The organism is Bradyrhizobium sp. CCBAU 51765, assembly GCF_015291725.1.
Lineage (GTDB): Bacteria > Pseudomonadota > Alphaproteobacteria > Rhizobiales > Xanthobacteraceae > Bradyrhizobium > Bradyrhizobium liaoningense.
In genome coordinates, this window is record NZ_CP030038.1 from 6,853,740 (window position 1) to 6,868,778 (window position 15,039).

10 protein-coding genes are annotated in these 15,039 nt (G+C 57.2%); 9 read left to right on the plus strand and 1 reads right to left on the minus strand.

Annotated features, from left to right (window positions below):
• The first annotated feature begins 34 nt into the window (after positions 1–34).
• The 7 genes from XH96_RS39365 to XH96_RS32205 all read left to right on the plus strand — a co-directional run bounded on the left by XH96_RS39365 (position 35) and on the right by XH96_RS32205 (position 9,038).
• Complete coding sequence (locus tag XH96_RS39365; protein ID WP_371739902.1) at positions 35–451, plus strand: hypothetical protein; 417 nt, start codon at positions 35–37, stop codon at positions 449–451.
• A gap of 120 nt (positions 452–571) precedes the next feature.
• Entirely contained in the window at positions 572–1,285 is a 714-nt protein-coding gene (locus XH96_RS32180; protein ID WP_194394345.1) for a MerR family transcriptional regulator, read from the plus strand.
• A 303-nt stretch (positions 1,286–1,588) separates the two neighbouring features.
• Positions 1,589–2,698, plus strand: coding sequence for a branched-chain amino acid ABC transporter substrate-binding protein (locus XH96_RS32185; protein ID WP_194389514.1), 1,110 nt, complete (start codon positions 1,589–1,591; stop codon positions 2,696–2,698).
• Between the two features lie 473 nt (positions 2,699–3,171).
• Entirely contained in the window at positions 3,172–4,203 is a 1,032-nt protein-coding gene (locus tag XH96_RS32190; RefSeq protein WP_194389515.1) for an LLM class flavin-dependent oxidoreductase, read from the plus strand.
• 1,945 nt (positions 4,204–6,148) lie between these two features.
• Positions 6,149–6,526 (plus strand): NolY, encoded by a 378-nt coding sequence (locus XH96_RS32195; protein ID WP_092217728.1) that lies wholly within the window; start codon positions 6,149–6,151, stop codon positions 6,524–6,526.
• Between the two features lie 686 nt (positions 6,527–7,212).
• Positions 7,213–7,440 carry a hypothetical protein gene (locus XH96_RS32200; RefSeq protein ID WP_027562761.1) on the plus strand — a complete coding sequence of 76 codons (228 nt, stop codon included), beginning with the start codon at positions 7,213–7,215 and terminating at the stop codon, positions 7,438–7,440.
• 872 nt (positions 7,441–8,312) lie between these two features.
• Positions 8,313–9,038, plus strand: a complete 726-nt coding sequence (locus XH96_RS32205) for an outer membrane protein (RefSeq protein ID WP_194389516.1) — start codon at positions 8,313–8,315, stop codon at positions 9,036–9,038.
• A gap of 342 nt (positions 9,039–9,380) precedes the next feature.
• Here the strand turns inward: XH96_RS32205 and XH96_RS32210 are convergent, their stop codons facing one another.
• Positions 9,381–10,112: a LuxR family transcriptional regulator gene (locus tag XH96_RS32210; RefSeq protein WP_194394346.1), complete on the minus strand. Its 732-nt coding sequence runs from the start codon at positions 10,110–10,112 to the stop codon at positions 9,381–9,383.
• A 1,346-nt stretch (positions 10,113–11,458) separates the two neighbouring features.
• Here XH96_RS32210 and XH96_RS32215 point away from each other — a divergent pair.
• Together XH96_RS32215 and hemN are read left to right on the plus strand one after the other, a co-directional pair.
• On the plus strand, positions 11,459–12,175 hold the full coding sequence (locus tag XH96_RS32215) for a sulfite exporter TauE/SafE family protein (protein ID WP_194389517.1): 717 nt from the start codon (positions 11,459–11,461) through the stop codon (positions 12,173–12,175).
• Between the two features lie 1,298 nt (positions 12,176–13,473).
• Positions 13,474–14,811 (plus strand): oxygen-independent coproporphyrinogen III oxidase, encoded by a 1,338-nt coding sequence (gene hemN, locus XH96_RS32220; protein ID WP_194389518.1) that lies wholly within the window; start codon positions 13,474–13,476, stop codon positions 14,809–14,811.
• Positions 14,812–15,039: the final 228 nt, after the last annotated feature.

A 15,039-nucleotide genomic window follows, 5' to 3' on the forward strand; every position in this document is an offset into this window, starting at 1 on the left:
TTCTTCGGAAGCCGTACCATCGCGCACCGTGCGCGTGATGGTCATCGATCATGCAGATGACCACGGTCTCTTGCGCCGTCGAGGCAAGCATCGCGCACGCATGTTGCCCTGTCGCATCACATGGGAGCACATCGCATCTCCGTCGCTCCGCGCCGCGGGTCTGACTTCTTTTGGCCCTATCGCAGCCAAACGTCTTGACGACGTGCGCTGCCATGACGCAATGACAAACAAGGAGCTGAACTTGGAGAAATGCAGCGGCGTATTCGATCCGGAAGAGCTTTCCGTCCTGGGACGCCTTTATGATAGTGCGATCACCGCGCTACCCCCATCGATGCGAAGTCCGGAAAATCGCACAGCAATCGCCAAACTCATCCTGGAGCGTACAGCGGCTAGCGAGGCTCAACTGGCATGCCTGACGAACTTCTTGATCACCATTTCCCCTCAGGGTTGATCCCACGCCATTCTGAGGATAGTCACCAGTCTCGCGCTGGAATGGAAGACGATCCAGCTAGAGCTTTGAAATAGCTTGAATCACACGTGACGTCAGGTTGTAGGCTTTGAAATGAACAACATGAGCAAAGCTACACCACGAAGGCGTCGATGGCGCATTGGCGAACTTGCAGAGGCGACCGGAGTAACGGTACGCACGCTGCATCATTATGAACACACCGGGCTCCTAGCAGCTTCAGAGCGTACTGACGGCGGCCACCGGATGTACGACCGCGAAAGTGTGCAACGGGTTCACCAAATTCGAGCGCTACGTGAGCTTGGCTTCTCCCTTGTCGAGATCCGTAAAGCTATGGAGGGCACGACCTCACTTACCGATCTTCTGCGCAAACATTTAGAACGGATCGAACTTCAAGTCGCTCGAGCAACTCTGCTGCGAGATCGCTTGCGCAACATGACCATCGACAGTGATATCCAGGTAAGTGTGGATGAGCTGCCTGCCACCCTCAATGCCATGTCGCGGGTCGAGACGCATAATCAGACGTCCCGATGCACCTGTAAGTTAGCTGCAGATCGCGAGGAGCGGTGGCGGCGGATCCGCGACGACCTGCGTGATTGCATGGATCGAGGCGAGCATCCTTGCGGCGAGCGGGCAAAGGCTGTCGCAGTTGCAGCACGCTTGCTGATCGGCGAAATCGCTGGCGCCGATTCACGCGTTTCGATGATCCTGAAGGTACTTGCACGATTAAGCGCCCCCCGTAGTCTGGCTGGTTGGGACCCCTGCCTCATGCAATATCTTGATCTGGCCCTTGGCGGGTTGGAGGATCAGCCGTACTGACGTCCTCCTGGCCGGCTCCGCACGGCATTGCCGATAGGCGCTCGTCGGCTCTGATGCGGGCCAACAGTTTTATGGACTAAACCGGACAGTCGTCGTGACCCCGTCAATCCGCGCTCCCTGATGCACCGTCGAGGCTCCTTCAAAACGGTCTTGAAACGCACCTAACGTCAAATTGTAAGTTCTACCGTGGTCGCAATCTGGCGACCAACGCAAGCTTCGCTTTGACAGACAATCTCACCGTGTATACACGCCTGATCACAGCTGCCGGCGGATACACCTCAGGTGAACATTGGGAGCTCTACAATGTTAAATCGTTGTGCGCCTGCTGCGAGTGTCGCGCTTCTCTTCTGCGCCCTCGCCTCTGTTGCGCGCGGCTCCGACGTCAATATTGCCGTGGCTGGCCCAATGAGCGGAAGCAGCGCTGCGTTCGGCGCACAAATGCGCGATGGTGCAGCTGCGGCAGTCGAGGCGTTGAACGCTTCTGGCCTACTTCTCGATACCAAGGTGATATTGACTGTCGCCGACGACGCGTGCGACCCGAAGCAAGCTGTCGCAGTCGCGAATAAGCTCACAACAGAGCGGGTCCGGTTGGTGGTTGGCCATTTTTGCTCTTCTGCGTCGATCCCGGCCTCCGAGATCTACGCCGAAGCAGGCATCATTCAGGTGTCACCAGGCTCGTCAAATCCTCAGCTAACAGAACGGGGCCTTGACACCGTCTTTCGGATCTGCGGCCGCGACGACCAACAGGGCATCGTTGCCGCAGAGTATATTCACCGGACCTTCCCTAACGACAAGATCGCAGTGCTCGACGACAAGAGCACCGCAGGCAAGGGTATCGCCGACGTCGTTGAAGCACAGCTTCGGAGATTCGGTGAACAAGTCATTCGGCAAAGCTATGTAGCCGGTGAAAAGGATTACAGGGCGCTGGTCTCAAGGATGAAGAAGGAACGGGTGCGTGTCGCCTATATCGGCGGGTATCATACCGAAATCGGATTGTTTGTACGCCAGGCGTCAGAAGCAAGAGCGGAACTTATGGTCATGGCGAACGATCCTTTGATGACCTCTGAATTCTGGGCCATTACAGGCAGCGCCGGAAATGGCACGTTGTTTACCTTCATGCCGGACCCCGCCAGGAATGCCAATGCGGCCGGCGTGGTGGCCGCACTCAAAGCTTCCAACCTGTCCGCTGAAGGCTACACGCTTTACGCCTATGCGGCCGTGCAAGCATGGGCAGAGGCGGTGAACCGGACCGGTTCTTTCAATGCTGTGCGCGTAGCTAGCGCACTTCGTTCACGGCCGACCGATACCGTGATTGGCCCAGTCCGGTTCGATAGAAAGGGAGACAATGCGGCTCCTGGCTTTCTGGTTTACCGTTGGCGAGAGGGCCGTGTTGAAACTGTCGAGCAGAACTGATTGGCGTCATCGCCATCTCCCCGAAGCCAAAGCGACACGGATAATGAGACGCGCTCAGATCGGAGAAGCGATACTCGCAAGCTCTCTCATACTTGCAGCCTTCGGAGCGTTTTTCGCGTTCGTTGCAGCGCTTGCAGAGCTACCCGACGTCGCCCTGACGGAGACGCTACGTCCGATGATAGACAAATAGTAGCCGTGCCGGGCTGATCTGGCTCGCGAGGCACAGGACCTCTGAAGCGAGTAACGATGCTTCTGGTCGAGCATAACTCGCCGTTGGAGGCGTTCGCGGACGTCTATCGACGGCGCGGCGACGGCATTTCGCATTCTCGTCACCCGCTCACGTGGTGCAAGCCCAGATCCACGCACTCAAAGAAAAACGGCCTGACCGGTCAAATGACGAACGAGACCTCTTTGAGCGCAAAGGCACGAAGCAACCAGGACCCGCCATCTGACCGTAATCGGAGATTGATCGAGTGAAGAGTGGCCTTTCTTCAAGACTAAGGTGCGGCATTTTCGACCATTTGGATGACGACGGCCAAGATGCCGCACGACAATATGAAGATCGTCTCAAGCTGATCGAGGTCTGCGACTCGCTCGGATTCTACGCTTATCACCTGGCCGAACATCACTGCACACCTCATGGCAGAGGGCCCTCGCCGCACCTGTTCCTATCAAGTGTCGCGCAGCGCACCCGGCGATTACGGCTCGGTCCACTCGTACTGTTGCTCAACCTTTATCATCCATTGCGCGCATTCGAAGAGATCTGCATGCTTGATCAATTGAGCGGCGGCAGGCTCGAGGTCGGGATAGGCCGCGGTTCCCAGCCGATTGAATGGGGCTATTTCGGCATCAGTGCAGACGCTGCACCAAGTCGTTATGCGGAAGCCAGTGAAATCTTGAATATTGCGCTGAAGGGACACACGCTATCTTATCAGGGAGACCACTTCGAGTTGAGTGACGTACCCTTAGCGTTGAGGCCCCATCAACGTCCATCTCCGCCCATCTGGATCGCAAGCAATCGGGCGGAGTCGGCGCAGTGGGCCGCGGCAAATGGCGCCAATCTGGCGTGCATAGGCCCCGCCTGCGCTGTCCGGAACGTTACGGACGCCTACCGTTCCCATCGACCCCACAACACAGCCGCACACGGCCGCGAGCCACTTCTCGGGCTGGCCCGCATGGTCGTGATTGCGAAGTCTGATCAGGACGCTCATGCGGCGGCCGAAACTGCGTATCGCCGATGGCTGGAAAGCTTTAAGTTTCTTTACGAGCTTAACGCCATTCCGACACCGCCCGCCCTTCCGCTGACCTTCGATGCAGCACTTGAGAGCGAATTGTGCGTCGTTGGAACGCCGGCTTCCGTCCGACAGGTCCTTCTCCAGCAGATGGAAGTGGCGGGTGCCAACTACTTGCTTTGCCAGCTTGCATTCGGAAACCTACCGCTGGAGATTTCCCTGTACACCGCAACTGCAATTAAAGCTGAAATTCTCGGTAGCTTCGGCGGATAATGTCTGCGTTGGGGGATCGTATGCGTGGCAAGTATACCGACGCACTGAGGTTATCCGAGGCTGGTTGCCATATTGGTTGTCGTTGCGCCGGGCGCAAAGGCGACCGTCAGCCTCAATGGCGGCGATATCTGACCGCCTCGCGCTCCTATTTTGGGGACGGCTTTGGCTAAGTTGTCTGCGAACCGCTTTATCAGCTTATCCGCGGCCGAACGCTCTTCGTCCGCTTTGGTCACGCGGACCTTTTCAATGAAGACCTGCGATTGCTCTGAGCTCATCCTGCATCTGCGGGAGGCCTGAGCTGGTCGGACAGTCCGGGCGAGACTCTATGACCCTCCCTTCGGCTTATGGGGATCGAGGAGTTTCTTTGACCTTCGTGAGATCTGGAGTCCAATTTAGAGGTATTCGCCTGCGCTCGCTGCTGTGACCTTTCTAGGCCGCCAGTCACCAACGAATCAGCAAGCTCGTCTAAGAGGCCATAAGCTCACTGCACCAAGCCGGCAGGAAGCAACTAACTGACCCGCTTTCGATGTAAGAGGTGAGATTACGCCCGTCCGCGATCCACGAACTGGATGCATCCCATCGACACTTTCGATTTTACCAATTTCAGCCAAATACCCATAAGTCGATCGCCGGTTTCCGGAAGGCACATTCCACGGATGTCGTTTGAGAAATGAACCCATTTTACTTTCAGCATAGTCGCAGCGCGCTTCAAGGTTCTCGTGGCTGCTTCGCCAACGACAGCCATCAATCTTTGGAATCGACGCACGAGCGGCGTAAATGCGGTCAGATCGCTAATCGCAACGTCTGGCGCGTAATCTGTCGCGCTGGCGCCTCCTCCTTTGCAATCATACTAAGGCCCTCCAGGAAGATCGACTCTCACGCACACTGCTTGGCCGAGGCAAATGCGTGCGCTGCATAGAATTGGGGCAGGCGAACCGTCCGCTAAACCGGTGCAGACTGCACTTTTTTCCCTGACCAGGCGGGCAGCGCCGACGATCCGACGCTGTTGCGGCCTCCAAACAAAGCAGTGCAGTTGGCTATCTGACCACGCTATTCTCCGGCCAGGACGAGGCACTGATGTCGATCGGTGTGATGCGACAAGCCTCGCGATCTTACTGCCCACCCCTACACGTGGTGTGATCGTGGATTCTCACTCTGCTCGCGTCCTCAGTCTACGTCGACGGGCGGCTCCCGCACCCATTTTCTACAGACTGACGCTACCCTATCTCATTCTATGCGCCGGCCCTCTTCGACCATATCCCGGCGCGGTTATCCCTTCTCTGCAATCCTTACTTCGCCACCGGAACGACGGGTGGACGCGATCTGCCGGTCTTGTCTCTTATCGCGCCCCGCTTCCAGGAGTCGATCCGCCCCCTCGCCGGGCCAGGCATCGCCTGTCAACGAATGCAGAGAGAAACCGCAGACATGTGAAGCGGATGTTAATTCTGGGTTGCCTGGCATGAGCTGGGCCATAAACGTCTGGCATGATGACGAGACCGGTCTGGAGCAGCTGACGGCGCGCCTTCAGCAACAGCTTCGCCCAGCGCCAAACGCTCTTTGTGGCACTCTGCCTGGCAAGGCCTCCGGTTACGTCTGGATTGCTATGTCAGGCGACAAGCAATCGTGCAGCAGTTTGAGCCGCAATTCTCGACTTGCCGTCATCGCGGCGTCGCCGCCGGCTGGAGTTACTGCGACTGTCGAGGCGCTGGATCGGCTCAATGGTCGAATCACATGACAGTTCACAGCGTTCTCTGGCCGTTTCCGCCTTTGCGCTCTCTTCGCGGCACATGCCTGCAACCCTCTCCCTTCGGCGACCGCGCGTGCGCACCTTGGCTTGTGCAGCAGCCATTCGTTCATTCGCCGCGTCTGCGGTCTCGCGGCTGGGAAAGCACGACACAACCTTACTCAGCCTGCTTCCTGCATTTAACTAACCGGAGCAAACACCGTGGAACTTGACCCTTCCAATTCACGCTCAGAGGACCTCGAGGATCGCATCGACCTGCAACTCGACCTCGTGGCCGCCCTCGTACGCGAAGAAGGCAGCGAGCTCGAAGCGGTCCGACTGCTAAACGCCCTGACAAACCAAATGATCATGGCGGAACTGGAGCTCGGGCAGCTCGGGGACGCCAAAACCGGGGACCCCGCCCGCGACCAGCAAACGACGCGGCTCTCGCGAGACCGTGGCGTTTACTACCCAGAAGACCTTCAGATTTTGGGACGCCTTTTCGATCAGGCCGTGGCGGCATTACCCGAAGTGCTCCGAACTCCCGCTAATCAAATGAAGATCGCGAAACTAATTCTGTCACGTGCAACAGTAGACTGAGATATCATTTGGTTCTCTGTGGTTATGCCGCTTTTATTGAACGTTTATCGCTGGGCTGACTGCGACGGTCGTACGCGCCAGGGATCGGCGACTCGGAATTTATGGGCTACCGTCCCGTAAGCGAGCCGGTTCCGCTGGCTTTCCCGAATCACAACCGTTCGCCACCACGCTCAAAAGCGGGAGCCCGCACCCAGAGCAGGAGGCGCGAAGGGTCGAGCAAAGAACGAGGCCCCGCGGACACATGTCAGAAAGCAAACCAGCAGTGGCCGGAAAACGCCACACGCTTCGGTGAACGCGTCTTAGCTAGAGACTGGGAAAGGAGGAGAACGATCCATTTTCGTCGATGTTCGGCTGTACTCGTGATTGGCATGGCGCGATCTTCCGTTTGCAGGAAGAAGAGCCTCAATTGTCGACCGATACCGAGCAACAAGAGCACTTCGGCAACAAAGCCGCGCGAACAGCGCGAGCTCGTTTCAGCCGCTTCAGAATTATTCGAATGCGCCTGGCAATCCGACACGCCGGGTCATCGGAACTTCAACAAACATCTGTAAATTCATTGAACATCGAGAACAGCTCGATGTCCGAGCGTACTGCGGCTCTGATGCCTCTAGCTGGGACAAGCCACAGACGCTCGGTTTGCTTTTGCGAAGGTACTTCCTGGTATCAGGACGGCGTGGAGTGTTGAGATGGATCAGCAGATGCAAGATGCTATCGTGAGCGTCGCATTTGATAAAGCCTGGCGCTTTGTTGAGAAGGATCCGTTGCTGGCGCATAATCGCAAGACGGTCCTACATAGCCGGTTGTGCACTTTCCTTGAGTCTTCGATAAAGAAGGGCGAACGGAATACGTTGAATCTGGCTAACGAGGCGATACGCAACTTGCGGGCTGAGCTGGCGCGGTCGACCGAGCAATAGGCGCCTGAACCCGTACTACCACATAAGCTTGGCTTGTTGAGGGTCTTGGGAACCTTATGCGGCGGAAAACACCGGGGCAGAGCGTGGTGGAGCTACCCCTCCAGTCATGTTCAGCCCGTTGAAGAGGAGCACGTTCGCGACGACTATCGCCTAATGCAGCTCTTATGGTGACCCCAGACCAGCCACCTAGACTTTAGTGCAAGTCGGCGACGAGGCGGGACAGCCGCCCTAATATTCGCTGGCGCCAGGAAGACCCATACCGTTTCCTCTCCTGACTTTTGGCACGGCACGAGGTCCCGCAAGTTCAAGCAAGAGCCTCGTCAAGCCCAGCCGCATCGGCTCCTTGACACCCGTCGATCGAGGACGAGGTTGAGGAACATCGTGCTAAACTTGCGATAGGTCCTGAGCCAGAGCGGTCCAAGCCTGCGATCGATCATCGCCGTATCACTCAGATTGCAAGCGGCAGCACGATCGTCCTGCCGGAGAAGTGAGCCTGGTCGCAGGAGACGCGTTCTGGATCAGCGGTCTTCATTTGCCGAACTCTCTGAACGAGCACGCCCGGGACGTGTTGGCGCAGCCTGGCTTTGTCGCTAGTCGCGAAAGAGAGAGCCAAACAGCTCGTAGCACTGCGTCCCGTCACAGGCCATCATGAACGGATCGTATTCAAAGATTCATCTGCGCGAAGCGACCAGTGTCCCGTCCCCAGCATTTCGGTCGAGGCAGTGCATGGCAAGTTGCGCGCTCCACAATCTAACGCGGCGTACGATTGGACTCGTTTCTTTCGAAGACATGTTGTGCGGAAGTTACAGCAATTCGCGTTCATATTGTTAAACGCACGGCACCGGGGGGCACCGAAAGGAAACGACACTCGAATGAAAAAGATTCTCATTCTGACTGCAAGCATCGGCGCACTCGGTGCCGCCGCTCCCTCATTCGGCACCGACTTGGCGGAGCAACCTGCAAAGGTCAAGGCGGTACCGCTGCCAGCCGCAGCCCCGATCATCGATTGGTCCGGTTACTATATCGGCGTCAATGGTGGCTGGGGAACGAGCCGCAACTGCTGGGATTTCAATGGTGTTACCCCCGAGGGCTGCCATAATTCGACTGGTGGGACCATTGGCGGCCAGATTGGTTATCGTTGGCAAATCTTCAACATGGTCTACGGCATCGAAGGTCAGGGCAACTGGGCCGACTTCAATGGTTCCAATGTCAGCACCGCGTTCCCGGCAGACACCGTTGGCACCACGACAGATGCATTCGGTCTGCTCACGGGCCATATCGGATACGCGTTCAATGCTGTGCTCCTTTATGGCAAGGGCGGCGCTGCAGTGACGAGCAACATCTATCACGTCAGCTCGGTGGCTACTGGCGCCGAGATTGGCAAAAACGATGATGTGCGTTGGGGTGGCGTGCTGGGCGCCGGTGCCGAAGTCAGCCTCACGCCAAACTGGTCGGCTGGCGTCGAGTATAACCACTTGTTCATGCAACGCAGTAACATAAGCTTCCCAGCGGCTCTTGGCGCGGATCGCGTGCACCAGGATGTCGATCTCATCACGGCGCGACTCAATTATAAGTTCGGCTCGCCCTTTGCCAAATAGAGACCTCCACGCGGTCGCATGAATCGGAACCCCGACCCCCGGTCGGGGTTCTTTCCTCAGCTGCTCCTCACCCTGCCGGCCCCAATCAGTTCCGAAGCACCAGGTGCGCGCTCGTCTGAGTAATGGAATCCAGAGGCCCGGTGGAGTGTGGCCGAGAACCCGCCAACACACTGGAGGAACAGGCCAGGTCGATTCGAGAATTCATCGCTCTCGTGAAAGTCCCACAACCTCACGCAGCGTGAGATAACGGACTTGCTCCAAGGCCTGTTGCGAGCTCGCCGAAGGTGCCATGCACTATGTCAGAAGCTGGAATCCCACGATTTGACTGCTAGTGTCCCGTTCTCAAATTGAAAGAACATTTAGGCGAACCGCCACAACCACCGCTTGAATCCGGCTGGCTGCCCCCAGCTTTCGCATTGCGTTCTTGACATGAAAGTTGACTGTATTAACACTGATTCCCAGGATCTTCCCAATTTCCCATGACGACTTCCCCTCTGCCACCCACCGCATGCAACTAGTCTCCCGCGGCGACAGTGCAACTTTTCTGTCGCAACCATTATCGCAGGGACGAGCGATGTCGCCATAGGCGGTGTGAAACTGCCAGGCCAGCGCGTTGAGATGCCCGATGCGATCCTGAGGATCAGCATCATCGAACGCAGATGCAAACGACACCACAGATATCCGACCCAACGGGCCAAACAACGGGACGCTCATGCCATGCTTCAGCCCGGCCTCTCTCGCCTCGTCAAGTACGCGTCTTTCGTCCGGTTGAAGCTGATAGGCGTCGGCGAGTTGATCCCACAAGAACGGCCGCGAAAGCATCGGCGTACGCCGGACCACCGGATCGATAGTATGGTACTTGCGCTTGAAGTATCGGTCGCACCAGTCTGGCGGCCACTTCACAGCCACAGTCGGGGGTGGATACTCCGCCAGCCGAAGTGGCTCAACGAAGTTGAGAGCGCCGTATGCAACTTCACCGAAGCCTTCCCTCGTGGCACAGCCTACAAGAAGCTCGAATAGTGCTCTGAGTGAATGAGTCTGGTTAGCGCATTCGGTGAAGCTAAAGAGGTCCATGCTGGGCGCTTCAGTACGACGATCAAGCTCCCCTTCATCGTGTTCGATTGCGCTTGCTTCAGGCCGAGCCAAATTCCAGTCCATGAGCTGAACTCGAGGGTTAGTTTAATCGTCCAGTCTGAGCGCTCGCGCTATGCTGGACGCCATTGGACGAATTCGTTGCGCCCCGGCCGAATGCGCCGGCATGATCCCATCAAACGCCACCAGATATAGCGCCATCATCCCTGTCTCCGAGGCTGAGCTGAAGTGATCGGTCCAGCTTGCCGATAACGCACTGGCCAAATCGGAAATCATCGCCCCTGATCCGTGTTGAAGGATGATGCCATCGATACCAAACCAACGGTGTCCCGTTTGATCATGGCGGCCCCTATGGTCCGCGGGTCCCGGACTGAGCTTCCAAACAGCTCCGCCGCCTAGAGGTTTGGCTCTGTTGAGCTTGCATGGCGAGAGAACGCAGCCGAACGACGCTTTGGTTTATCTCGAGGCCGAGCACGACGAGATCCTGGGCTCTGATCTGCGCGATACGGCTAAGCTCGAGGGGCTTGGCGGCGCGGGACGCGAGGAGCGTCCTGTGAGCATCCATTCTTTGCTTAGGGACGAACAATACGAGATTCATATCTTTTCCCAATCTTGCGAATTGCCATCGCTAACCGTTCGCCGATTCTTCTCCGTGCGACGGCGCCGGAGACGGGATCGATGAGCAACACGGAACAGTCGAGGCAGAAGCCATACTCCCCGCATCATTGTGCGCCGTCTCATCGAATCCGTCCGGCAGGCCTGGCGCAAACGTACCGAACGTGCAGAAAGGGGCCACCTTAACGGCGCAACGATAGATACTCGTAACTGCGAGATCTGCTTGATGCGGAGGACATTTTGCATGCGCTTCTCCAGCAGGAGACGACCCGCGCCAGACTAGCAAGTGTCATACCAACTGCTGATTTCACAAAAACAGACCAGAAAGAGCTTCGAACGCGCATGGTTGGCGCGACGTAGGTCCGTCGAAGCATTCATGACATGCGGAAAGCCGACAGCACGTCGCGAGACGCGACACGAGGTAAGTTACAGCAAGAAATGCAGCTCACCTCGGCGGCCCGTCGAGTGCTGCTTCCTCAGGGCGCAACACAGTCCTATTCCCGCCAGTCAAGTACCAAGTACGGCAATTGATTGGAGGGTCCCAACATGGCACTCGCTAAAGGAACTTGAACAGACTGGACCTTTGCCCAGCTATTCCGGCGAAGCGGGTAGATCCGTCCCCAAGCAGAAAAACGGTCAGACCGCACCTGATTGCGCGACTCATGATGGGCTCGGTGGAAAAAGGCGAAGATCGTCGCCAAGATCGGTGAAGCATGGCTTGTCTGCTCATCGCGATCATCTCACTGCTCTATGCGAGCGTTGGCCAGGCTGGTGGCACTGCATTCCTCTCGCTAATGGCATTTTTTGGTATGTCATCGACAGAGATGCGCCCGACGGCACTTGGTCTCAACATTGTCGTTGCGGCTTATTCTACGTGGCTCTTCAACCGCAACAAGGTCGTTGACCGGGCCATCCTGCGCCCGCTTCTCTTTTCGTCCGTGCCAGCGTCGCTTGCCGGCGGTTTGATTGCGCTCGATGACCACATGTATAAGACGCTGACCGGGCTCGTTCTTCTTCTGGCGAGCGCCGTGATGATCATGCAGCGGGGACGCGCGGCTGATCGTGTTTGTGAAACTCCGCTCACGGCAATCGTGAGCATTGGCGCGGCCCTTGGCCTGGTTTCCGGCCTGACCGGCGTGGGTGGTGGAGTGTTCCTCGCGCCGACGCTCATCACACTGAATTGGGCATCACCGAAGCAGACCGTCGCGTTATCACCCCCCTTTATTCTGGCCAATTCCACAGTCGGATTCGTCGGAGCTCTTTTCAGCGGCCAATTTCCCTCTCCGGATTTGGTTCTTTACGCTATCTTCGCGCTGGCGGGTGCGGTCGCTGGAACGATAGTCAGCCTGAACTGCCTGAACCCAGCGGGCATCAGATTTATCCTCGTTGCCGTTATGCTCGTTGCCGGCATCCAATTGGTTCTCGCTTGAAAGTCTCAACTCCCATCTTTCGTGGTTCGGCAGGTGATCCAGCACGGTCAGATCGGGGTGCAACATGATGGAGGCGGCAGCTTATGACTGTCCGCGCGCCTTGACTAACTCTGAAGGCCGCCAACGCGAACACGAAAAGCTGTCGGGTCCAGCGGCGATGGGGCGGATCACCCCGTGCATCCCAGCTGATCGTCATGAGCCGAGCGGTCCGTTCCTAATCACCTCCCGTTCGCGCTTTCTAGTTGCCGGGAGGGTCAATGTCGGCGCGGCGCGCGAGGGGTATGAAGCGTAGTCGGCTCCTGCATGGCAGCTCCAGTTCGCAGCATCAGAACATAGTGACAACCTGACCAGGCGGTCTATGTGAAGCTGAGAGCTGCAGGTGCATCGCATCGATACGACGCAAATGGAGGCTAACGGAATAGATATGCGCGATCTGGCAGGGATCGATAGCTCCAAAGCCGATGTAAAAAGAAAACAACCCAGTTTGAAGCCGAATAGAAACTAATGCAGATAGTGTCCGTCCGATTGCATCTGGCCGGGATTCGCTTGCCATCAGCAGACGTCCAAAGTCGTTGTGAGTTGGTGAGCTGCATTGGACAGGGACGACACGCCGCCGAACCAAGGCGCCCCGACGCACTTCGCCGGGGGGCTGAAAGTGCGCTGGGGTCGCCCCAACACCATCAGTACATCCGTGATGATGCTTGTGGCAATGAGACAACCAGCGTGGCGGAATTGAGGCTTATGCGTTCGATACTAGAGATTAAGAAAGGCTATCGTCGGCGGCGCTAAAGGACTTTGAATCGCGCGTTGCGTCAGATTTTGTGCTATTGCGCTCCTCGCGCTCTCATCTAGCAAGCAACTTATCTTTTGTGTCACGCCGGCCTTTGACGAAGGCATCCGTCGAACTCTGTGAGCAAACCAATCGGCTTTGCTTTAAAAAACCGGTCTGAAGATCGAAAAGCCGAGCTGCTCTTGGTGAGACCTACAAGTCCCTGTGTTGGTCGCAAAAATGACGGGCCGTCAACGGATGCGAACCGGCGTGCCCTCGGATGAGCGATTGATCGCTCGCGCCGGCTCTCTAGCCGTTTCAACCGTGCTCGGACGAGAAAATTCATACCTAAACGTCCAAATAATCGCCAACGAGCGGCTCTCACTCCTTGCTCTGCCCCCTAAGCCGCGTTGGCAGTAACATCGAAAAACGAGACCAGATCTCAGAAACCACTACGTTTGACATAACGCAAAGACACAATTGACGACATCGGTCAGCTTCATGCTGTTGAGCATGGGAAAGTTAAATCTTGCAGACCTCCCTTCTAAACAAGTATTGCGATGCTCGCCTGCCTTGGTACACCATCTATCCAACCGTACCGGATTTCTCCGCGATGGTCGGTGCCAAGACTTGTGAGACATGGCTGAGGCGGCTGCCTCCCGACGAGCCCGTATCGCTCTACATCCACGTTCCGTTCTGTCGCTCTATCTGTTGGTATTGCGGTTTTCCTACAAGCCTCACGCGCGGCGAGCGACCAGTCCGCAATTACTTGGCAGCAGTGCGGGACGAGATACGCTTGGTCGCAGAGCAAGTGCCACGCGCTCTGCCGGTGCACGACGTGCATTTCGGCGGCGGGACGCCGACCACCATTGCACCGGGCGATTTTCTCGCCTTGATGGAACTCCTGCGCCGCTGCTTTGCGTTCAGTAAATCAGCTACCATCGCCATAGAAGTCGATCCGCGTGGGGTCACGGCCGAGATGGTCGAAATGTTACAAGCGGCGGGGATCAACCGCGCGAGCATAGGCGTGCAAAGCTTCGACCCCGTGGTTCAAAGGGCGGTCAACCGAGTCCAGAGCGAGGTACAGACGGCTTCTGTCGTCGAAAGGCTTCGCCAGCATGGGATAGGGCGCATCAATTTCGACCTTCTCTTCGGACTGCCGCATCAGACGGTGCGGTCCTGCGTTGACTCCGCGCGAACGGCTCTAGCCATGCGGCCAGACCGGCTTGCGGTTTTCGGCTATGCACACGTCCCCTCCTATATGAAACGTCAGCGCCAGATCGATGAGACGGCGCTGCCGGATAATGTCGCCCGCGCTGAGCAAGCCGCGGCTATTGCAGATACGCTGGTCTCGGCCGGCTACCGCCAGATCGGGCTCGACCATTTCGCCCTGCCCAATGACGAGCTCGCGCTGGCCCAGAAGGCTGGTCGGCTGCGCCGCAACTCTCTGGGCTATTCGGCTGATACCTGCAAAACCGTAATCGGCTTCGGTCCGTCAGCCATCGGCCGTCTGCGCGACGGTTACGTCCAGAACGAGATCGCAACCGCTTCCTATCACCAACACATTCAGGTTGGCCGCCTGGCAACCTCAAAAGGCTACTGTCTCACCGCCGAAGATCGCCTCCGCGCCGCAATCATCGAGCGTCTGATGTGCGATTTGCAGGCCGACGTACCAGCGATCTGTGCTGCTCACCGATTTGATCCGATTCCTCTTCTCGGTTCGGCCGACCGCCTGGGAATGCTTGCAGAAGATGGGGTAGTAGACATTGAAGAGGGATTTATTCGGGTCAAGCAGGAGCACCGGTTTGTCGTTCGCGCTGTTGCTGCCGCGTTCGACACTTATCTCGACCGCATCCCTATTAACTAAGCCACGCATGTGAGCAGATCCCAAACGTCTAAGCTGTTCGCGGGGGCGATCCGAAGAATCCATCGGGCAGGCACGCCAGATTGGTGTGATGACACGACCTTTCAGATATGATCTCAACACTGACGAGGGCTGATTGGAAGAGAGCTGATTTAAAGGAAATGCGCAGCATCGCGCCGTTCATGGCCCCGGCAAGATCATGCGGAAAGTGCGTCTGCACCACCTGCCCTG